Origin of the sequence: Mariniphaga sediminis, from assembly GCF_003573545.1 — a bacterium.
Lineage (GTDB): Bacteria > Bacteroidota > Bacteroidia > Bacteroidales > Prolixibacteraceae > Mariniphaga > Mariniphaga sediminis.
The window spans coordinates 563,458-585,894 of the sequence record NZ_QWET01000001.1 but is presented as its reverse complement, the minus strand read 5'-3'; the positions used below and the strand labels follow the sequence as shown (position 1 = coordinate 585,894).

Below are 22,437 nucleotides of genomic sequence, written 5' to 3'. Positions count from 1 at the left end.
TAAATATTCTAAAATGAAAAAACTAAATATATTTTGCACAATACTACTTTTCTCCATTTCTTTTGCCTGTAGTGACTATCTTGATGTGGTGCCAGACAATGTGGCGACCATTGACTATTCTTTTCGTGACAGAGTATCTGCAGAGAAATTTTTATTTACATGTTACTCCTACCTCCCCGAAATTGGGAACGCAGCAACCGATCCGGCCATTATGGGAAGCGACGAAATATGGGTTCACGGAAGAGACCCTTACTATAATCGATACACAGGGTATTTCTATGCTTACGATATAAAACGAGGTTTGCAAAATGTATCCAACCCACTTTGCAACTATTGGGACGGAGGATACAGAGGGATAAATTTGTATATTGGAATCAGAGACTGTAATATATTCCTGGAAAACATCCACCTTGTGCATGATTTAAATGATGCTGAACGTAAAAGATGGATCGCAGAAGTAAAATTTTTAAAAGCTTACTTCCATTACTATTTGTTGCGTATGTATGGCCCTATTCCAATTATCGACGAAAATTTACCGATATCGGCCAGCATAGACGAAGTCCGCGTTTTCAGGGAACCTGTTGACGAGTGTTTCAGTTACGTTGTCGGGCTATTAAACGAAGCAATAACCGATCTTCCGATGGAGATTGGAGATGTATCTTCAGAATTGGGCCGGATTACAAAACCCATAGCCATGGCAGTAAAAGCGGAAGCGCTGGTAACCGCAGCAAGCCCTTTATTTAACGGGAATACAGCTTACTCAGGCATGGCTGATTCAAGAGGGATTCAACTTTTTAGTCAGGAATATGACGAGAATAAATGGAAAATCGCAATGGACGCCTGTAAAAGTGCCATTGATACCGCTTTGATGACCAACCACCAGTTATATGAATTTAACGATCTTCGGTATCCTGTTTCTGAGAAAACAAAGCAAGTTATGTCTGCCAGAAATGCTTTTGGGGAAAGATGGAATGAAGAAATAATATGGGGCATGTCGAGAAATACAGCCCTCAATATCCAATATCTGTCGATGCCTTATTTCACCCTTTCGCATGTGCAGAATGTTTTAACCCAGCCCATCCTGTCACCGCCAATTCATATTGCCGAACTTTTTTATTCTGAAAACGGTGTACCTATTGATGAAGATCCATCTTTTGATTTTGAAAACAGGTATTCCATATCACTGGCAGAAAATCAGGAATATTATCTGACCAATACTTTCGAAACGGCCAATTTAAATCAGCACAGGGAGCCCCGGTTTTATGCGAACCTTGGGTTCGATGGCGGGGTTTGGTTCGGAAACGGACGATATAAAGACATAGGTACTGGTTCCTCAAGTGAAACTTCCTGGGTTCTTCAGTCAAAAAGTGGTCAGGCATCAGGTAAGTCCAGTTCAATGCGCTATTCAATTACCGGATATTTCATCAAAAAATATTCGAACTTTGAAACAGCAGGTACTACTACCCTTGTTTACAACAGGATGTCTTTTCCTGTGATTCGACTAGCCGATCTTTACCTGCTTTATGCCGAAGCGCGTAATGAGTTCTCAGGGCCGGATGCTGAAGTTTATGAATACCTCGACAAAGTGCGTGAACGTGCCGGGCTGAATGGTGTAGTTGAAAGTTGGGGAGCGTATTCAATGTACCCGGAAAAACCTTCAACAAAGGAAGGCCTTCGGGAAATAATCCGCCAGGAACGAATGATAGAACTGGCATTTGAGGGGAAACGTTTTTGGGATATACGGCGTTGGAAGATAGCTGACCAGCTATTTAACCGACCGGTAAAAGGCTGGAATGTAAAAGGGCAAACAGCTAGCGAGTACTACAACGTGGTAACACTCGAATTACTTGAGTTTACTACAAAAGAATACTTCTGGCCTCTTAAGCAACAAACCCTGAGAGTAAATCCTAATTTGGTTCAAAACCTCTTCTGGTAGAAATCACCGCATAAAAATGAAAAGAATGAAAAAATACTATATCTATATCAGCTTATTTCTTTTTGTAATCTTGTTTAGTAATTGCGAAGAAGAATCAATAGGGCAATTCCCTATAGACAGTATTTCTCCCCAACCTGTTGCAAACGTTCAGGTGGAAAACCTCCCTGGATCGGTAAAACTAACTTATAACTTGCCCGAAGAGGAAGACCTGCTCTATGTAAAAGCAATATACCCTCTGTCTGGTGGAGTAGAAGGAGAATCGAAAACATCGGTTTTTAGTAATACGATGTTAATAAAAGGGTTTGGCAAATCGCAAAAACATACGATTCAGCTCATTTCGGTAGATAGAAGCAGAAATGAATCAGAACCTGTTTTTGTGGAAATAGAACCACTGGATGCTCCCATTTATGAGATGCTCGAAAATTTAATTATCGAAACAGCCTTCGGCGGATTTAAACTTCATTGGGAGAATCCCCTGAAAGAAGATATCGTGGTTAGTGTATTAGAGAAAAATGATAGTACAGGAGAATTTAATTATCTTGAAAATTTTTATTCTTCAGAAGCTATCGCAGCAAATGCAGTACGTGGGTTGGATTCGGTAAATGCTACCTTTGGCGTTTTTATCAGAGACATTTTTGATAACTATACAGACACCTTGGTTGTTAGTGTAAAACCTTTCTTCGAACAGGAAATACCCAAAAGTGATTATAAAGGATTGCCTTTTTCCTCGTGGTTTCGCCAGCATCCCTACGGAGGTGGGATGGATTACATGTGGGATGATATCATAAATATCAAAGGGAATCAATTTTACATTTTCGATGGAAACGAAATTATGCCATTCTTTACAATTGATTTAGGCACAAAGGCCAAATTATCGCGGTTTAGATTATGGCAAAGGGTAGATTACTTATTTGCACTTCACAACCCCAAACTATTCGAGTGGTATGGCACCAACGATGTAGCAGTCGCAAACGACTCAGAAACATTGGGTTGGGAAGAAAATCCGGCATGGATCAAACTTGATAGTTTTGAATCCAAACGTCCCTCAGGAGGTCAGGAAGGAGATGATCTTACTGCAGAAGATGAAACTTATGCACTTGCCGGAGAAGAATTTGAATTTCCAATTGATGCTCCTGAAGTGAGGTTTTTGCGCTTTAGATTAATAAAAACCTGGAGTGGATCCACTGGGGTGCATATTGGAGAATTAAAATTTTGGGGACAAATTGAAAACTAATAGAAAATGAAAAAAATATTATCCATAATTATTCCTTTAACAGCTTTAGCTTTTGTCTTCGCCGGCTGTTCAGACATGAATGAAAAGCACGAGCTATTCATGGAAGAAGGAGAACGAATTTACATAGGGAAAGTTGATTCCCTAAAGGTATTTCCGGGAGAAAACTGCGTTAATCTCAGGTTCTGGGCATCCGATCCCAGAGTTAAATCAGTAGGTTTTTACTGGACACCTTACAGTGATTCTCTACTCACAGATATTAAAAAGACGTCTCCGGTTGATTCCTTTGAGGTTTTTATAGGAGAAGCATCTGGATCGAACCCAATACAGGAAGGGAGTTATATGTTAAAGGCTGTTACTTATGATAATGCCGGGCATTCTTCCATTCCCTACGAAACAACTATGACTATTTATGGTGATCGGTATCGTTCAACACTTACCAACAGGGTGTTAAGTTCCATGGAATATACGAATGAAACAGGCTCGCTATCCTTATATTTTGCGGGGCCTTTAAACGAGCAGGATATGGGCATCGAAATATCTTACGCAGATAGGGATGGAAATACCCAAAAAGAGGTTATTCCCAATGCTGAAATTACATCACCGGTAACCTTTACAAATGTCGATGTTGAAAAAGGAGTTTTCTATCGTACAATGTTTTTACCTGAACCCACAGCTATCGACACCTTTTTCACCGATTTCTCCCCAATTGAAATTGTAGAAGTTGTCAATGTAGCCTTAAATAAACCGGTACAAACAAGCGGAAATTACAATAGTAAATACATTGGTCCCAATGCTGTAGATGGCATCATATCGGAAGCTTCAAGATGGCTGAGTGCAAGAAGCGGAGAACACTGGATTGAAATTGATCTGGAGGAAGAATACACTATCAATGCAATAAAAACATGGACAGGTTCAGGAGGATTCAATTCTCCAACTGTCAACTTTTCCTTCCAGGCCGAAATCAATGGAGAATGGGTAAATATCCTCGAAATTACAGGAAACTCAGATCCACAGTTTGCTGCTGTTTTTTCTGAAGTTACAACAAGTAAAGTAAGGTACTTTGTTCCCGATTACTCAGGGAATATGATCCGTCTTTTTGAAATTGAAGTATTGGCAACAATAAGGTACTGATTCAATTGATAAAAACTTTCTTATGACAAGCCTTGAAGGTATTAATACCTTCAAGGCTTATTATAAAAAGCCCTCAGATTACCTTTTGGTAAAGCCAAATACATTAAGGAAACACTGATATACAACAACTTAAAACATATCACAATACATCATGAAACGAAGAAACTTTTTAACACTGGTTTCTGCCGGGAGCGGAGGAATTTTGTTGACAACCCCTTCAGCATCTGGTGTTGTAACAGCAAACAGTTCGGGTAAATTCAAAAAACACGCAGGCCAGTTATCGGCAGATGTAATTATTGCCGGCGGTGGTTTGGGGGGCTGTGCTGCAGCCCTTGCTTCCTGTAGAAATGGATTGAAGGTGATTTTAACTGAAGAGACCGACTGGATTGGCGGTCAGGTTTCGCAACAAGGAGTGCCGCCCGACGAACATTATTGGATTGAAAAACATGGAGCGCCGGCATCGTACCGTGAATACCGTAACAGGATTCGCGAATACTACAAGCGGAATTATCCCTTGACAGCTGAGGCACAAAAGCGAAAAAACCTGAACCCCGGTGATGGTACTGTTTCACGCATCTGTCATGAGCCTCGTGTTACGGTGGCCGTTTTAACGGAAATGCTGCTGCCATATATAAGCAGGGGAAAATTAAACATTCTAACAGAACATAAAATTGGGAAAGCCGACGTTGACGGAGATCAAGTTAAAGCTGTCGAGGCTGTTCATACAAAAACAGGCGACAAATGGGTACTGGATGCCCCCTGGTTTGTGGATGCCTCAGAGTGTGGCGATTTACTGCCACTGACCGGCACCGAATATGTTACCGGTACTGAATCAAAAAAAGAAACCGGAGAACTTCATGCCCCGGAGGTAGGAAATCCTAAAAACAACCAGGCATTTACCCTGTGTTTTGCCATGGATTACCAGCCGGGAGTAAACAATCTAATTGACCGCCCGGAAAAATATAGTTTCTGGAGCAACTATGTGCCCCAAATGGATCCGCCGTGGGCAGGTAAACTACTGGAACTAAATTACTCAAACCCACGTACGCTGGAGCCCAAACAACTGGGATTCGACCCTGAAGGAAAAAAAACAGGCAACATGCTGAACCTTTGGCTATATCGGAGAATTACAAACAAAAACAACTTTACAACAGGCACTTACGACGGAGACATTACCATTGTAAACTGGCCTCAAAATGACTATTTCCCGGGAAACATCATCGATGTTAGCGAAAAGGAATTTAAAAAGAATATAGCAGCTGCCCGGCAACTAAACTTGTCGTTATTTTACTGGCTGCAAACTGAAGCCCCGCGTCCTGACGGCGGTTTGGGATGGCCCGGACTCCGGTTGCGTGGCGATATAATGGGCACTGAAGACGGAATGGCAAAGTATCCGTATATCCGTGAAGCCCGAAGGATAAAAGCGGAATTTACAGTACTAGAAGAGCATGTTGGTGCCGCCAACCGCAAACTTGTTGCCGGGAAACAGGCCGGTAAAAAGGCAGCCAATTTTTACGACAGCGTTGGAATCGGATATTACCATATTGACCTGCACCCCAGCAGCGATGGTGATAATTATATCGATTTTGGCTCGCTGCCGTTTCAGATTCCACTGGGGGCTTTGTTACCCCAACGGATGAACAACCTGCTACCCGCGAACAAAAACATTGGAACTACCCATATTACAAACGGTTGTTACCGCCTGCATCCGGTAGAATGGAGCATTGGCGAGGCAGTTGGTTCCCTCGTTGCATTTGCCCGCAATAAAAAAGTTCAGCCGCGTGCAATCAGAGAAAACAAAGGCCTTCTGGAAGAATTCCAAAACTGGATACGAAAACAGGGGCTTGAAACACACTGGCCAAAATAACTAAATCAAACATTTCTCTATTTCCAGTTTAATTCAATATTTTTAAAATGTTAAACTATAGTTATCGAATCTTTTGGCCACTACTGATAATACTCTGGTTGAGCAATATATTTGCTTTTGGCAATGAGTCAGTTATAGTGCTGAACAAAGGTATAGGGGGAAACAGTTCTACAGATTTGTTAAATCGAATCGAACGGGATTTGATTGCGCATCAACCCGATATTGCAATCATCATGATTGGTACCAATGATCTGCTGAATTCAAGAAAAAAAGTTTCTGAACATCTTTTTCTCAGCAACATAAAAAAATTGACTGATACACTTGCTTTGCATGGAATTGAAGCAACATGGGTAAGTCCTCCACCTGTGGATACCAGTTATCTGTTCCAGAGACACGATCCGTCGCACTATTTGACTCCTCCGAATGAAGCGCTTAAAAGAGCAAGCGATTCGTTACAAGTTCTGTGTGAAAAAGAAGGTTTGCTATTTGTCGATGTTTTCAGTCATTTCAAAAACAAGGGACTACCCAACCATGAAAAGGATGAGATAGTCCGTAACATAACAAATAGTGGGGAAAAAGATGGTGTTCACCTTACAGCAAAAGGGAACAGACTGCTGGCACAGATAATTTATGGCGCATTATCTGAAAGATACGGGACAATGCGACATCTCAAAATTGTCTGTTTCGGAGATTCTCTTACTTTTGGCGTATATATGAAAGGCGAAGGCACCGCAGAAGGAGATACCTATCCGGCAATATTAAAACAATTGATTACCCGTTCCTGAAAATAATGAAGTAGATTGATAATTAAAAATCAACAAAACTATGATAAGAAAAAAAGACAAAACAAAAAATGTGAAATCCTCCAATACAAAAATCAATAATATCAGCAGAAATGCTTATATATTTTTCCTGTTGTCAGGATTGTTTGCTGTGCTGCTCTTTTCATCATGTAACAAGCAAAAAGTTTTGCATATATACGGTGTGCAAGACAACGATTTGGTTAAAATATTGGAAGAGCAAAAAATTAAAGTTGAATTGTATTCCAATGTTTTAAATGCAGCAAAAAGTGCTCGCCGCGGAGAAGGTGTTTTAATACTGGCTGATAATTATCCTAAAAGTCAGGTAGATGTAGACGAACAACTATTCCAAATTATAAAAGAAAAGGAACTTAGAGCTTATATTGAATTCCCGTCTGAGATTCCCGGAGTCAGTCTGAGCAAAATAAAAAAAGCAAAAGCAGAACGCGCGGTGGTCAACTCCGATTTTTTCGGAGGCTTTCCTGATAGCCTGAGCATATTAGGCATAAATGGGCTACATTACATAAGTACTCCGTCAGAGATAAACAAAGCGCATATTGTGGCTGCAAAGGTAGCTGGTTTCGACTCGGCGATTTTTGGACTTCCGGAGAAGTACTTCCCCCTGCTTTTTGAAATGGAAAACGAAAGGGTACTGGTGGCTACAACTAACCTGAGCCGCTTTGTATCCGGCAGGTATGCACCCGCAAAAGAGTGGGCAGCAACATGGAGTGGAATACTGGAATTTGTTCTTCCCGGAGTAAAGCTGGAACCGCTTCATTGGGAACCTGTTGTTAAACCAAGCTATGCAAAAGCCGACCTGCTTCCCGAAGATTTCCAGCGAAACAGTATCCTCCGTGGGGTGGAATGGTACAAAAATGCCCGGATGCTTATTCCCCATAACTATGAAGACAGCCTCACCCAATTAATCGAGTCGGGAATTGAAAAAATCCAATGGAATTCGGAGATGCCGATTGGTGATGGCTCAAACGGAGTTTTTGAGTGTATTTTTTCTGAAATTGATGAAAACGGCAAACAACCCATTGGCATTATGGAAAGGGGCGACTGCGTTAGTGAAACAGCGATGGCCTTTGCAACAGCCGGACGTGTTTTTGGAAATAATGAATACACATCAACAGCCGGTAACCTCCTGGATTATTACCTGTTTCAATCCATTGCCACAAAAGATGAATACGGGAATCCTGAACACGACGCCTACGGACTCATCCCCTGGGGTATCAGTAATTATGCCTGGTACAAAGCGAATTATGGCGACGACAATGCACGCTTTTTGCTGGCTGCCTGGACTACAGCGGCATTCACGGATTCCGACCGCTGGGACGAAATAATGATGAAGTCATTGATTGCTTTGCTACGCACTACCGGTCAAAACGGATTCAGGGGAGGCAGAATTGATCTACCCGATCTTGACAAGAATAACTGGGAGTATTATTTCAATCGAAAAATCATTAACCCATCCCCTCATTTTGAGTGTTATTTGTGGGCCTGCTTTCTTTGGGCTTACGACAAAACCGGAGATACTCTCTTTCTCGAGCGGGCAAAAAAGGGAATTTTAAAAATGATGGAACTTTATCCTGACAAATGGAGATGGACTAACGGCCTGGCACAGGAAAAAGCGCGAATGATACTACCGCTTTCCTGGCTTGTCCGGGTAGAAGATACTGCGGAAAACCGGGAGATGCTGTTTACCTTAATCAACGATTTTTTGAAGTTGCAGGATAAAAGTGGTGCTATCCGGGAAGAGTTAGGGGAAATAAAAATGGGAAGATATCCACCACCACAATCAAACAAAGCCTATGGTACCACCGAAGCATCGCTGATTGCTCAAAACGGAGATCCGGTGAGCGACCTGCTTTACACTACCAATTTTGCTTTTCTGGGAATGCACGAAGCAGCTTATGCTACAAAAGACCCCAAAATTATACAGGCTACTGATAAACTGGCTGAGTTTCTTTGCCGTATTCAGGTAGAGTCTAAAGGACACCCGGAACTGGATGGTGGCTGGATGCGGTCTTTTGACTATGAACGTTTCGAACACTGGGGCTCAAACGCCGACCATGGTTGGGGAGCCTGGGCTATTGAGACCGGATGGACCCAAGGCTGGATAACATCAATACTTGCTCTCCGTGAACTGGATACATCAATCTGGGATTTAACAAAAGACTCAAAAATTGCCATACACCATAAAAAACTAAAAGAGGAACTTTTGCCACAGAAGTGATATCGTTAGTGGCAAAACTCCAAAAATAAATTCGAGGTACAAGGCAGAAATAAAATGTGTTAAAATTGATTTATCATTCAAAAAAACAGTGAAATAGTACATTATTACCGCTCATCAAACTAGAAACCTGATATTAAACTTCCTGCTGTATCAAATGCAGCAGGAAGTTTTCTTCCGGGAGCACATCCAAAACCGTAATAGATATGGTTTCCCCGTTTCTTTCTGACAGACCATTTTCTTTTTTTGACACTTAACAATATCCTTCCCTATTTTCTCAAACAAATACAGAAACAGTTTCCCATGCAAATGATACAGTTCCGGAAAACAGATACTCCGCTTTATAATGGAAAAGATACGACGGTAAAAAACGTTTCATTTTGCTGAAACATACATCTCCCGGTAACCGAATATGACAAGAGTAGCCGGGGTGGGTAAAGGAGGAACCTGAATTTACCGGGAGCTGATTCCCTGAAAAAAATATATCTTTAACCGCAAATTTAAAAGCCGTTCTCAAAGAAGGTATTTTTACTTTATACTGAACTTTCAGCGACTTCAGTGCTTAAACTATACTTAAAACTAAAAATATGAATACGGAAAACTTTCCGGGTTTCGATAAATATATCGGAATGCTTTTTCTCAGTATCATCTGTATGCTGACCGCGTGCAAATCTCCCACAGCTCCCCATGTACATTCTTTGAAATGTGTAGCCCGCGAGAATCCGCTGGGTGTGGAAGTACAGGACCCGAAACTCAGTTGGAAAATAACTTCCGGGGAGCGGAATGTAACCCAGAAAGCATACCACATACTGGTTGCAGATGCACTTTCAGCGTTAAACGCAAACCAGGGAAATATCTGGGACAGCGGAAAAACGGATTCGGACGCATCTATCCGGGTGCCCTATTCAGGAAAGCCACTGAATGCCGCTAAAAAGTACTACTGGAAAGTTAAAATATGGGATAACAAAGGCAATGAATCCGGATGGAGTGAACCGGCAATATGGCAAATGGGAATGCTTTCTCCGGAAGACTGGAAAGATGCCAAATGGGTGGGTTACGAGGAATTGAAAGAGTCAGAAAAAATTGTTCCTGCCTGGCATCACACCGGCAAACCGGAATGGGGAGACGGCAAAAATATACTCCCCCTTCTGCGAAAAGAGTTTAGGGCGGAAAAGCAGATAAAGCAGGCCACTGCATTTATTTCAGGGCTGGGACATTTCGACCTGTTTTTAAACGGGGAAAAAGTGGGTGACCATTTTCTGGATCCCGGCTGGACATTATATCAAAAACATGCGCTATACGTTACGTTTGATGTAACGAAGCAAATAAAACAAGGAGACAATGCCCTCGGGGTGATGCTGGGGAACGGTTTCTATTACATCCCAAGGGAACGTTACAGAAAACTGACCGGCGCTTACGGTTACCCAAAAATGATTTGCAGGCTGGTTCTTGAATATGAAGACGGGACCTCGCAGGATGTGGTGAGCGATGCCTCTTGGAAAGCAGCCCCCGGCCCCATCACATTTTCCGGTATTTATTCGGGGGAAAGTTACGACGCCACACGGGAACAGCCAGGCTGGAACAGCCCTTCCTTTGATGACTCTGCCTGGGAAAAAGCTCTGATTGTGGAAGGACCATCCAAACTGGATGCCACAATAGCCCCACCTATGAAAATATTTGAAAAATTCCTGTCTCAACAAATCACGCAGCCAAAACCCGGATACTGGATTTATGATCTTGGACAGAATGCCTCCGCTATCCCGCAAATATCCGTTCGGGGGGAGAAAGGACAAACAGTAAAAATCATTCCCGGTGAACTATTGGACGGCGAAGGGATGGTATCCCAGGCTTCATCCGGAGGCCCCGTTTATTTCGAATATACATTAAAAGGAGAGGCGACTGAAACCTGGAGGCCACGTTTTACCTATTACGGATATCGTTATTTGCAAATAGAAGGCGCCGTACCGGATGGAGAGGCAAATCCGGACAATCTTCCTGTAACAGTTGAGGTACAGGGATTACACACCCGAAATGCGTCAAAAAAGATAGGCGAATTTTACTGCTCCAATGAATTGTTTAACCGGATAAATACATTAATCGACTGGGCTGTCAAAAGCAATATGGCGCATGTGTTCACCGACTGCCCGCACCGGGAAAAACTGGGGTGGCTCGAAGAAGCTTACCTGATGGGAAACTCAATACAATATAATTACGACATAGAAAATTTATGTAAAAAAGTAATTGAAGACATGAAAGCTTCCCAAACTCCCGAAGGACTGATACCGGATATTGCACCCGAGTATGTCGTTTTTAATGAGGGGTTCAGGGACTCACCGGAATGGGGAAGCTGCGGCGTAATCCTTCCCTGGTATGTGTATCAATGGTATGGCGATAAAACAACATTGCAGAGTAGTTATAACATGATGCAACACTATGTGAACTACTTGGACCACAAATCACAGGATCACATTCTATCGTATGGTTTGGGTGACTGGGTCGATATTGGCCCTAAACCGCCGGGACACTCACAAAATACACCTTTTGGCATTACGGCTACCGCCACATTCTACTATGATATCTGTATATTAAAAGAGGTAGCCCATATCCTGAACAAACCGGAAGATGTAAAAAAATACGAACTGTTGAGAGCACGGGTAAAGGAAGCTTTCAACAATACCTTTTTTAATGAAGAACAAAAATATTACGGAACCAACAGTCAGGCTGCAAATGCAATGGCAGTATACATGGACCTTGTGGAGCCCGAAAACCGGGAAGCGGTTATTGCAAACATCATAAAAGATATCCGTGACCGGAATAACAGCCTGACGGCAGGAGACATCGGATTCCGTTACTTAATACAGGTGCTTGCCAGTGCAGGCAGGTCAGATGTAATATACGACATGAACAGCCGCACCGATGTTCCCGGCTACGGCTACCAGTTGGAACAAGGCGCTACGGCACTGACAGAATCCTGGCAGGCCTTTCCAAATTTATCCCATAACCACCTGATGCTGGGGCACCTGATGGAATGGTTTTATAATGGTTTGGGAGGAATCCGGCAGGAAAAAAACTCCGTCGCTTTTAAAACCATTGTCTTGAAACCAGAGCCTGCTGGTAACATGGAGGAAGTAAAAGCCTTTTTTGAATCACCGTACGGTCCGATAAAAAGCGAATGGAGAAAAAAAGATGGCCAGTTTGAATACGACATTGAGGTTCCTGTTAACACAACTGCGTTGGTATATCTTCCTTCAGCCGGAAATAACACAGTTACAGAAAGCGGCAGGCTGGTTGAAGAAGTGGATGAAGTCAGTTTTGTTAAAACAGAAGAAAACTGTTCTGTATACCGAATTGGTTCCGGCGCTTATTCATTTAAAGTGAAGTAATAAAAACCCGGAGAGATTAATATGAGAACCTGTAATTTATCTGATACCATACTGAAAATGAAAACATTGTTTGCATTTATAATTTTACTTTATGTATCGGGATGCATTTCCCCCAAAAATGATTCAGACTACACCCTGCTACATGATAAAGGAGCCGCAAAGTGGATTGGCGATAATAAAACACAGCCAGAACATGACTCCCTTTTTTACCTTGACGATCCGGCGCCACTCTTCCGAAAGGAATTCACATTAAGCAAGGAATTAAAATCAGCGAAACTGTTAATAACAGCCGCAGGGTATTACCGCGCCAGCGTTAACGGACACAGGGTAGGCAGAAACATGTTGGATCCCGCCTGGACAGACTACAGCAAAAGAATTTACTATTCGGAATATGATATTACAGATTTACTGGATTCTGAAAAAAACTGCATTGGCGTCACCCTTGGAAATGGTTTTTACAATCCCCTGCCCATGCGAATGTGGGGCAGTCGCAACTTAAGGGAAACACTGAATACCGGAAGACCTGTATTTATAGGTAAAATGGTACTGGAATATCAGGATGGGAAAATCGAGGAAATCAGTACGGATAACGCATGGAAATTTACGGAAGGCCCTTTGTTGAAAAACAATGTTTACCTGGGCGAGGTATACGATGCGCGAGAGGAACCCACAGGATGGGACAAACCGGGCTTCGATGATTCCTCCTGGAATAATGCAGTTTATGCTGAAGGACCGGGAGGCAAGTTACAAAAAGCATTTTTCCCGCCCATTCAGGTCACCAAACGGATTTCTCCGGTGAAAATATATGAGCCGAAGGAACAGGTTTATATGGTGGATATGGGGGTAAATTTTGCCGGCGTTTTCAAAATCAAGCTGGAAGGAAAACCGGGAGATTCAATTGTTTTTCGTTTTGGTGAAAGGATTTATCCTGATGGAACGTTAAATCCTATGACAACTGTGTGCGGGCAAATAAAAAAAGAAGGAATAGGTGGCCCCGGTGCTCCCGCGGTGGCATGGCAAACAGACACTTACATTATGGGCGATCAGAAGGAAGTGTGGTACCAACCTGAATTTACCTTTCATACCTTTCGGTATATGGAAATTACCGGATTAAAAAAACAACCTGACCCTGAGGACATCGAAGGATTGGCGCTAAATACAAACGTAGCAGAAAACAACCATTTTTCCAGTTCATCGCAGTTGCTGAATGACATCCAGAATGCCACCCGGAGAACTTTTCTTTCCAATTTGATTAGCGTTCAGTCAGACTGTCCTGCCCGCGAAAAATTTGGTTACGGCGGCGATTTAAACGCCACCAGTGAGGCTTTTATTTATAACTTTGATATGCAGTCCTTTTACCGGAAAACCATATACGACTGGGTGGATGCCATAAACGATTCTACCTTTACAGATACAGCCCCATCTGTGGGAATCGAGTACTGCGGATTAAGCTGGGAGTCGGCTTTTCTTATAACCCAATACTACCTTTATCTTTATTACAATGATGTGGAACTGATTAAGGAAATGTATGAGTTCAATAAAAAATGGATGCAAAAGGTGGCACGGCTCCATCCGGAGGGTTGGGTAGATTCCGGATTGGGCGATCATGAATCGTTGGTTCCGGTGCCCGTAGAACTGACAGGTACCAGTCATTATTTGTGGTGCGCCCGGATAATGAAAAAGTTCGCTGCCTTTATGCATGACCGCGATGGCGAAAAACAATACGACCAGCTTGCGGAGAAAATTAAACTAAAACTGAAGGAAGAATTCTGGGATAAACCTGTTACCAAAGAAATAAACCGGCAAACCCTGTTTGCGACATTGCTTTACTACGACATTGTTCCGAAGGAAGAGACCGCCATGGCAGTAGATTCATTGTTACATGCCATTGAACAGGCTCCTTCCGGTCATTTCACCACCGGTATTTTCGGGACAAAATACATTCTTGAGGCCCTTTCAAAATATGTTTCTCCGGAAAAAACCTTTCAGGTAGTAAACAGCCGGGAATACCCCGGTTGGGGCTTTATGATTAATAATGATGCTACTACACTTTGGGAAACCTGGAAGGAAAGTGACAACGTGTACTCCAATTGCCACCCCATGTTCGGAAGTATTTCTGAATGGTTTTACCGGTGGTTGGGAGGAATTCAACCCGACCCCGGTTATCCGGGATTTGAAAAATTTCTGCTGACCCCCACTGTTCCTGAAAACCTGGAAAATGTCAGTTCAAGTTATGTTTCTCCTCACGGAAAAATTGTATCGAACTGGAAAAAATCAGGAAAAATGGTACAATACGAAATAGAAATTCCCCGGGGAACCACAGCTTCTGTTCACCTGGAAAAGGAATCATCGCAAAAGATTGAACTAAAAAAACCAGACGATGCCAAATTTAATCCAGCCCAGCTTGAGGGTCTTTCATCCGGACGTTTTGAACTGCAGGAAGGTCGTTATTTAATTACAATAGGTGAAAGGTAGGCCTAAAAACGGAAATATATTCAAACTTCCCGGAAAAATAACTGAACCCACTGTAAAGCCGGAACCATTTTAGAATAAAACAGCTTCCCGGTTATTGCCCCAAAGTAGCAGCTGCATTGGGCCGGCTAATTTGGGGTACTACTTATTTTTTATATTTTTGCGCGTATAATTATGCCTATTGGAAAACCTGTAAATCTATGACAAACGGATTGTTGGCCTTACTTGCTTCTGCTCCTATTATCATACTTTTTATTCTCATGGTTTGGTCTCGCTGGCCTGCTGTAAAAGCAATGCCGGTAGCATGGCTTATTACCATGGCGCTGGTTTATTTTGTATGGGATGTTCCGCTTAACTGGCTGCTGGCATCGAATGTTAACGGACTTTTTATTGCCTTTCAGATTCTGCTCATCGTTTTTGGGGCGTTGGCTGTGTTATTTATGCTACGAGAAAGCGGGGCAATTGAGGTTATCAACCGGGGTTTTACGCGTATTTCGCCCGACCGTCGAATACAGGTAATTATTATCGCCTGGTTTTTCGGAGGATTTATCGAAGGTGCAGCTGGTTTTGGTACACCTGCTGCCTTGGTGGCGCCCCTGCTCTTATCACTTGGTTTCCCGGCGTTGGCAGCCGTTATTGTAGCACTGGTTGCGAACAGTTCACCGGTTTCATTCGGAGCAGTTGGCACCCCTACTTTGCTGGGAATTGGCGCTTCGCTGAACACACCGGAAACAGTGGACGCCCTCAACGGAGCAGGATTGGGGTATGGCGAATTTATACATAACGTTGGGGCCTGGAGCGCCCTTATCCATAGTATTCCTGCTATGCTTATTCCACTCATCGTGGTAGTTATAATGACCCGTTTTTTCGGGGAGAAAAAAAGTTTCAGGGAAGGTTTTGCAGTTTGGCCTTATGCCCTGTTTGCCGGGGTTTGTTTTGTCATTCCCTATTTACTTTCGGCCTGGTTCCTGGGCCCTGAATTCCCTTCTATTATTGGGCCGCTGGTAGGTTTAGCTATCATCATTCCACTCACCAGGGCTGGATTTCTGGTTCCAAAAACACATTGGGATTTTGCTGAAAAAGAAAAATGGCCGGTTTCCTGGATGGGCTCTATCTCACCTTCCACCAGTGATAACGAAAAAAATATTTCGCTGTTTAAAGCCTGGATACCTTACATCCTGATTGGACTTCTACTTATATTGTCGCGGATCCCTTCATTGCCATTCAGTGATTGGCTTAACAGTTTAGAAATCCGGTTTTCCGGCCTGTTCAATACCTCCGTCGGAAATAGTTTCGTACCGCTCAAAAATCCCGGCTTGTTTCCTTTCATTTTTGTGGCGCTGCTTGGAGTAGTTATTTTCAAAATGAAAAAGCAAGAATCGTGCGCCGTGTGGAAAGACACATTCGACAAAATAAAAATTCCGGCAATTGCCCTGTTTTTTGCCGTTCCGCTTGTCAGGTTGATGATGGATTCAGGAAATAATCTTACTGAAATGGACAGTATGCCGTTGGTTATGGCAGGTTACCTTGCGGGAATATTCCAGGGCGTATGGCCGGCTTTCGCTCCTTTTGTTGGAGTGCTGGGAACCTTTATCTCAGGTTCCAATACGGTGTCAAACATGTTGTTTTCACTCTTTCAATATTCGCTGGCAGAGAACCTTGGAATTTCGAGGACCATTGTGGTAAGCCTGCAAAACGTAGGGGGAGCCATCGGCAATATGATTTGCATTCATAACATCATTGCGGTTTGTGCCACGGTGGGATTGACCGGTATTGAAGGATTGATAATTAAACGGAATGTTATACCGGTTGTTATTTACGCAACGATTACAGGAATTATCGTATTTTTGATTATTTACTCAACAGGGGTGAATGTATTCTAAACAAATAAAATGAATTTGAAAAATCTGCATATCGGCCTCTTCATTCCCTGCTACATCGACCAATTCTATCCACAGGTGGGCATTGCCACACTGGAACTGTTACAGAAACTGGGACTGGACGTCCACTACCCTTTGGAGCAAACCTGTTGCGGCCAGCCCCTGGCCAACAGCGGTTCGGAAAAAGAAGCCATTCCGGTCTACAAAAACTTTGTAGAGAACTTTAGCCGGTTCGACTACGTGGTTTCCCCTTCGGGCAGTTGTGTGTACCATGTCCGGGAACATTACAATATCCTGGAACAGACTGATGAAGTGGAAAGAGTGAGAAAGAACACGTTTGAACTCTGCGAATTTATTGTGGATATTCTGAAAACAGATGACCTGAAAATCGAATATCCGCATAAAGTAGGTATCCACCAGAGTTGTCACGGGCTGAGAGGCCTGAAGCTGGGCACCCCTTCGGAACTGGTGACCGAACGTTCTTCCAAAGTACACCGGTTGCTGAAAAAAGCTAAGGGAATTGAAATCATTGGCCTCGACCGGGAAGATGAATGTTGTGGTTTTGGCGGCACATTTTCAGTTTTTGAGCCCGACGTTTCCGTCAAAATGGGAAAAGACAGACTGGAAGACCACCTGCGTAACGGCGTGGAAATTATCACCGCGACCGACATGTCCTGCCTGATGCACCTCGAAGGAATTGCCCGCAGGCAAAAACATAACCTGAAAGCCGTGCATATTGCAGAAATTTTAAACAGCAACCGCTTATGACAGGACACGCACATAAAGCCGGACAGTTCCTGAAAAACGGGGAACGTGCTTCCTGGCACGACGAGACATTGTGGATTGTCCGGCAGAAAAGGGACAAAATGGCCCGCGCCGTTCCCGAATGGGAAAGCCTGCGGGAACAGGCTTCACAAATCAAGCAGCACACCCTGTCGGAGCTGGACAACTACCTTATACAGTTTGAGCAGCAGGCTGTAAAAAACGGAGTGCAGGTACACTGGGCTGCCAATGCCGGAGGGTTCAACGAAATTGTTTCCGGAATCATAAAAGAAAACAACGCCCGGAAGGTGGTAAAAAGCAAGTCGATGCTCACCGAGGAATGTGGTCTGAACCCTTTTCTCGAAAAACAGGGTGTGGAAGTAACCGACACCGATTTGGGCGAGCGGATTATCCAGTTCAGGGACGAACCACCCAGCCACATCGTGATGCCGGCAATTCATCTGAAGAAGGAAGAAATAAGTGAGCTGTTTCATGAAAAACTCCATACCGAAAAAGGAAATTCTGATCCTGCCTACCTGACTGCAGCAGCCCGCCTGCACCTGCGGCAGAAATTTCTTGAGGCCGAAGTGGCCATAACCGGCGTTAACTTTGCTGTGGCTGAAACCGGGGCGGTGGTAGTCTGCACCAACGAAGGAAACGCCGACATGGGGGTACATGCCGCGCCGGTACAAATCCATTGTGTGGGCATTGAAAAGATTATCCCGCGCATGGAAGACCTGGGGGTATTTACCCGGTTGCTGGCCCGGAGTGCCACCGGTCAGCCTGTTACTGCCTACACCTCGCATTACCTGGCACCAAAACCCGGCGGACAAATGCATATTGTAATTGTTGACAACGGCCGGTCGCAGCACCTGGGAAAGGAAGATTACCGGAACGCATTAAAATGTATTCGTTGCGGGGCCTGCATGAACACCTGTCCCGTGTACAGAAAAAGTGGAGGGCACAGTTACGGCAGTGTAATTCCGGGACCCATTGGTTCCATCCTGGCGCCGCACACAAATAGCAAAAAATACAAAGACCTTCCGTTTGCTTCTTCCCTTTGTGGTTCGTGTTCCAACGTCTGCCCGGTAAAAATTGACATTCACGACCAGCTTTACCGGTGGCGGCAGGATTTATCGGAAAAGAAGATAGTCTCTCCCGGGAAAAGGGCTACCATGAAGGTGGCCGGAAAAGTCCTGTCAGGCAGCAGGATGTATGATCTTTCCGGAAAAATGGCCAGATGGGGAATTAAAAACCTGCCCCGCATGTTCATTTACAACCGGCTGAATGTATGGGGAAAAGGGAGAGAGCTGCCGGAAATTCCCAAAGAATCGTTCAAACAATGGTACAAAAAAACCCATCAGGGAAAAGGAGGTAAAAATGGACAGGAATAAAATACTTCAAACCATCCGGAAAAACAAGGCCCAGGCAGCCCCCTTACCCAAAACATTCAGCACTCCGGAAGAAGAACCCAAAAAATTATTAGACCGGTTTAAAGAGATTCTGCAACAGGTAGGAGGAGAATGTTTTGACGTAAAAGGGGCTGAAAACCTAAACTTGTTTGTTGAAGAACACTTTCCCGGTGCCAAAGATTTCAGGAAAAAAGAGACATGGGAAAAGTACCCTCCAGGTTGTGGGAAAGAGGAACTGTCCCAACTGGGAGCTGTTATTTTGGAGGCCCAGTTTGGAGTAGCAGAAAACGGGGCAGTATGGATGGATGAATCAAACTTCCCGAACCGGTTGGTTCCATTTATTGCAGAAAAACTGGTTGTCTGCCTTGATTCGGAACAAATCTGCGGCAACATGCACACTGCTTATTCCCGGTTAGGGAACAGGACAAATGGTTTCGGTGTATTTGTTTCCGGTCCTTCCAAAACGGCTGACATTGAGCAAAACTTAGTGCTTGGTGCACACGGGGCGAAAGAATATTTTGTGGTTCTTTTCTGAGCTGTCTGACTATTCTGATTAAAAACAGACGGCAAACATTCTATCCCGCCACAAAAAAAATACTTGCATGTCTTCTTTATTTTCAGTAAATTGGTTGAAAATCATCATTTTTCTGAAATGGATATTGATTTGTACATACATCAAATCATTCTGACTTATAAATCTTCCATTCGGTTCCGGATAGGTTTTGCCGTGCTTATCATTTTTATCGGAATATTGATTATTATGCTGAATTCATTCAACATTCTTACTTTTCCGAACGAAATGAAAAGCCTGGTCAGCGTTTCAGGTACACTTGTTTCCTCCATTTGCGCTTTTCCTATCAAAGAAATAATAGACCGAAGAAACAGGATCAAGCTCATTCACGAATTATCTGAGCAATACAAAATATCAGAAGGAAAAGATAAACAGAAAGTGGAAGAACTGATATGGAAAATCATTGAAAAAAACGTAGTGGATTAATTATGGAAAACCGGGATGAAAATATGCTGGGAAAATTTCAGGCCGAAGAAAAGAAGTCAAAAAAACGGATGTTTCTATTTTCTTCAATTCCTCTTGTAATCACTATTATACTTATATCTGCTTCTTATTTAGCTGTGAACAATGCCAATAAGCAGGTAAAAGAGTTACGTGTTCAAAAACAAAATCTTGAAAGCACAATCAATGAGCTAAATCAGAATATCAACCTGAAAACAGACAGCCTTGCCGAAATGAAAAAAGTGATGGAACTGGCCGTTAACTACAAAGACAAACGCCATTCGTTCAATTTCTCCATTGATAAAGAACTGTACTCCAGGTATCCGTCCCAAACAGAAATGCTTTCTGCCATGAGGAATATGATTGAGAACAAAACCACACAATGGCACCTGGGAGGAACCACCCCTGAGGTAGGTTTTGATTCGCCGAGCTTTGCCACATACATGATTAACAAATATTCAGATTCACAGGTAGCGGAGAATGACCGATACAATCTTCGAACAATATTACCATCAACAAACGAGCCCGAAGTCGGGGATATCGTTTTTTATGAACATGGATATGCCATGTTTTATTTTGAATACAAAAACAAACCGTTTGTGGTGGGAATGACGCCTATTGGCCTGGCCTCGCTTACACTCGATTTTGGCCCCCGCCGAATAGGATATGGCGATGTGAAGTATTAAAAACGGAGACAGGGAGCCGCAGACATCATAACATGGGGCACCGTCCCCTGCCCTATTATCCTTTACCTTCCGAAACAGCCCACTCAGGAAAAGCTCCCACATCAATACCAAAAACCAGGGTCCCCCAAAAATACATAACCAGGGTTGCTATAATTATCCCGATTATATTTAAAAGAACACCTGCTTTTACCATTTCTTTTATTGTAATCCTGTTCGTACCAAAAATAATGGCATTGGGCGGTGTTGCCACCGGCAACATAAAGGCCAGCGACGCAGCAATAGTTGCAGGGATCATCAGTAATAGCGGGTTTATGGAAACAGAAACAGCCAAATCTGCCAAAACCGGCAAAATAATCTGTGTAGTTGCAACATTGGAAGTCAGCTCCGTTAGCAACGACATCAGGGAAACGTTTGCCAGCGTCAGAAAGATAGGCTTTACATTTGCCAGTACGGCCAACTGCTCTCCCATCCAGACGGAAAGACCGGAATCGACAAACCCCTGCGCCAGCGCAAATCCGCCGCCAAAAAGCAATACAATACCCCAGGGAGTCCGGTTAGCAGTTTTCCAATTCATCAGCCGCTCACCCGGCTCTGTTTTTGAAGGAATAGCAAACAACAGAAGCGCAATAAAAATAGCCACCGTTCCGTCGTTAATAAAATCAGGAGAGTTAAACAAAAGCGACCAGCCAGGTATTTTCACCGACTGTATTTCAAATCCTGTTCTGAAAATCCAAAGCAATGCGAGAACAGAAAATAATCCCAACACGATTTTCTCCTCCGGTTTCGCACCCCCCAGTAATTCATACTCCCTTCGGAAATCATCCAACTTTAAGTTTTCCCATTTCTTTTTGGGGCGAAAAAGAAAAAATAACAATGCCCAGGCTGATAAAAACAGTAACACCGTAACAGGAAAGGCAAACAAAAACCAGTCGGCAAATGAAATTTCTGTCATTTGAGGAAAAATAATCGAAACAATCCGGGCAAACGATAAATTGGGTGGCGTACCCACAAGGGTGGAGATCCCGCCAATAGAAGCCGAATAGGCAATAGCGAGCAGCAAACCAGTGGAATACCGGTGGGTACTCTTTTTTCCCAAGTTCTCTTCAAGCTTCAGTATAATAGACAGGGCAATAGGCACCATCATCATTGCCGTGGCGGTATTCGACATCCACATGGACAAAAATGCAGTAGCCAGCATAAATCCCAGTAAAATGCGTCCCGGGCTTATCCCGAAAAGAATCAAAATCCGAAGGGCAATTCGTCGATGCAGGTTCCAGCGTTCCATGGCAAAGGCCATTAAAAAACCACCTATAAAAAGAAAAATAAGGTGGTTGAAATACATGGCTGACACCGTCTTTCCATCGACTACTCCAAACAACGGGAAAAGTGCCACCGGGATAAGTGCCGTTGCAGCCAGTGGAATCGCTTCGGTAATCCACCAGGTAGCCATTAAAACTGCAATGGCAAACGTATAAGTCACCTTTCTATTCCCGGGATCCAGATCAGCAAATAAAATAATCAGTAAACTGATAACAGGCGCAATAATCAACGCTGCCTGCCTTACACGAAGTGTCTTTTTTCTTATAGGTTTTGGCATGCCACAAATTTATTTTGTTTCGAATACCT

The 22,437-nt window shown here is 43.3% G+C and carries 15 protein-coding genes; 14 read left to right on the top strand and 1 reads right to left on the bottom strand.

Annotated features, from left to right (window positions below):
- Nucleotides 1–13: 13 nt before the first annotated feature.
- From D1164_RS02125 to D1164_RS02055, 14 genes are all read left to right on the top strand, one after another.
- Complete coding sequence (locus tag D1164_RS02125; protein WP_119348266.1) at nt 14–1,936, top strand: RagB/SusD family nutrient uptake outer membrane protein; 1,923 nt, start codon at nt 14–16, stop codon at nt 1,934–1,936.
- A gap of 25 nt (nt 1,937–1,961) precedes the next feature.
- Nucleotides 1,962–3,170: a DUF5000 domain-containing lipoprotein gene (locus tag D1164_RS02120; protein ID WP_172594313.1), complete on the top strand. Its 1,209-nt coding sequence runs from the start codon at nt 1,962–1,964 to the stop codon at nt 3,168–3,170.
- Between the two features lie 6 nt (nt 3,171–3,176).
- Entirely contained in the window at nt 3,177–4,301 is a 1,125-nt protein-coding gene (locus D1164_RS02115) for a DUF4998 domain-containing protein (protein WP_119348264.1), read from the top strand.
- A 151-nt stretch (nt 4,302–4,452) separates the two neighbouring features.
- On the top strand, nt 4,453–6,168 hold the full coding sequence (locus D1164_RS02110) for an FAD-dependent oxidoreductase (RefSeq protein WP_119348263.1): 1,716 nt from the start codon (nt 4,453–4,455) through the stop codon (nt 6,166–6,168).
- A 98-nt stretch (nt 6,169–6,266) separates the two neighbouring features.
- On the top strand, nt 6,267–6,953 hold the full coding sequence (locus D1164_RS02105; protein WP_172594312.1) for an SGNH/GDSL hydrolase family protein: 687 nt from the start codon (nt 6,267–6,269) through the stop codon (nt 6,951–6,953).
- Between the two features lie 40 nt (nt 6,954–6,993).
- A complete protein-coding gene (locus D1164_RS02100) occupies nt 6,994–9,207 on the top strand; it encodes a hypothetical protein (protein WP_119348261.1) in 2,214 nt (737 codons plus the stop codon).
- 584 nt (nt 9,208–9,791) lie between these two features.
- Nucleotides 9,792–12,587 (top strand): family 78 glycoside hydrolase catalytic domain, encoded by a 2,796-nt coding sequence (locus D1164_RS02090; protein ID WP_172594311.1) that lies wholly within the window; start codon nt 9,792–9,794, stop codon nt 12,585–12,587.
- Nucleotides 12,588–12,644: 57 nt separating this feature from the next.
- On the top strand, nt 12,645–15,062 hold the full coding sequence (locus D1164_RS02085) for a family 78 glycoside hydrolase catalytic domain (RefSeq protein ID WP_119348343.1): 2,418 nt from the start codon (nt 12,645–12,647) through the stop codon (nt 15,060–15,062).
- Nucleotides 15,063–15,259: 197 nt separating this feature from the next.
- A complete protein-coding gene (locus tag D1164_RS02080) occupies nt 15,260–16,942 on the top strand; it encodes an L-lactate permease (protein ID WP_119348259.1) in 1,683 nt (560 codons plus the stop codon).
- A gap of 9 nt (nt 16,943–16,951) precedes the next feature.
- Nucleotides 16,952–17,707, top strand: coding sequence for a (Fe-S)-binding protein (locus D1164_RS02075; protein WP_206610895.1), 756 nt, complete (start codon nt 16,952–16,954; stop codon nt 17,705–17,707).
- Entirely contained in the window at nt 17,704–19,095 is a 1,392-nt protein-coding gene (locus tag D1164_RS02070; protein ID WP_119348258.1) for a LutB/LldF family L-lactate oxidation iron-sulfur protein, read from the top strand. The genes D1164_RS02075 and D1164_RS02070 overlap by 4 nt, the downstream gene beginning before the upstream one ends.
- Nucleotides 19,082–19,648 (top strand): LutC/YkgG family protein, encoded by a 567-nt coding sequence (locus D1164_RS02065; protein WP_172594310.1) that lies wholly within the window; start codon nt 19,082–19,084, stop codon nt 19,646–19,648. Before D1164_RS02070 ends, D1164_RS02065 begins: the two co-directional genes overlap by 14 nt.
- 117 nt (nt 19,649–19,765) lie before the next feature.
- Nucleotides 19,766–20,110, top strand: coding sequence for a hypothetical protein (locus D1164_RS02060; RefSeq protein ID WP_119348256.1), 345 nt, complete (start codon nt 19,766–19,768; stop codon nt 20,108–20,110).
- 2 nt (nt 20,111–20,112) lie between these two features.
- Nucleotides 20,113–20,811 carry a hypothetical protein gene (locus D1164_RS02055; protein WP_119348255.1) on the top strand — a complete coding sequence of 233 codons (699 nt, stop codon included), beginning with the start codon at nt 20,113–20,115 and terminating at the stop codon, nt 20,809–20,811.
- Nucleotides 20,812–20,866: 55 nt separating this feature from the next.
- On the opposite strand, the gene D1164_RS02050 is transcribed toward D1164_RS02055, so the two are convergent.
- Nucleotides 20,867–22,408 carry an SLC13 family permease gene (locus D1164_RS02050; RefSeq protein WP_119348254.1) on the bottom strand — a complete coding sequence of 514 codons (1,542 nt, stop codon included), beginning with the start codon at nt 22,406–22,408 and terminating at the stop codon, nt 20,867–20,869.
- Nucleotides 22,409–22,437: the final 29 nt, after the last annotated feature.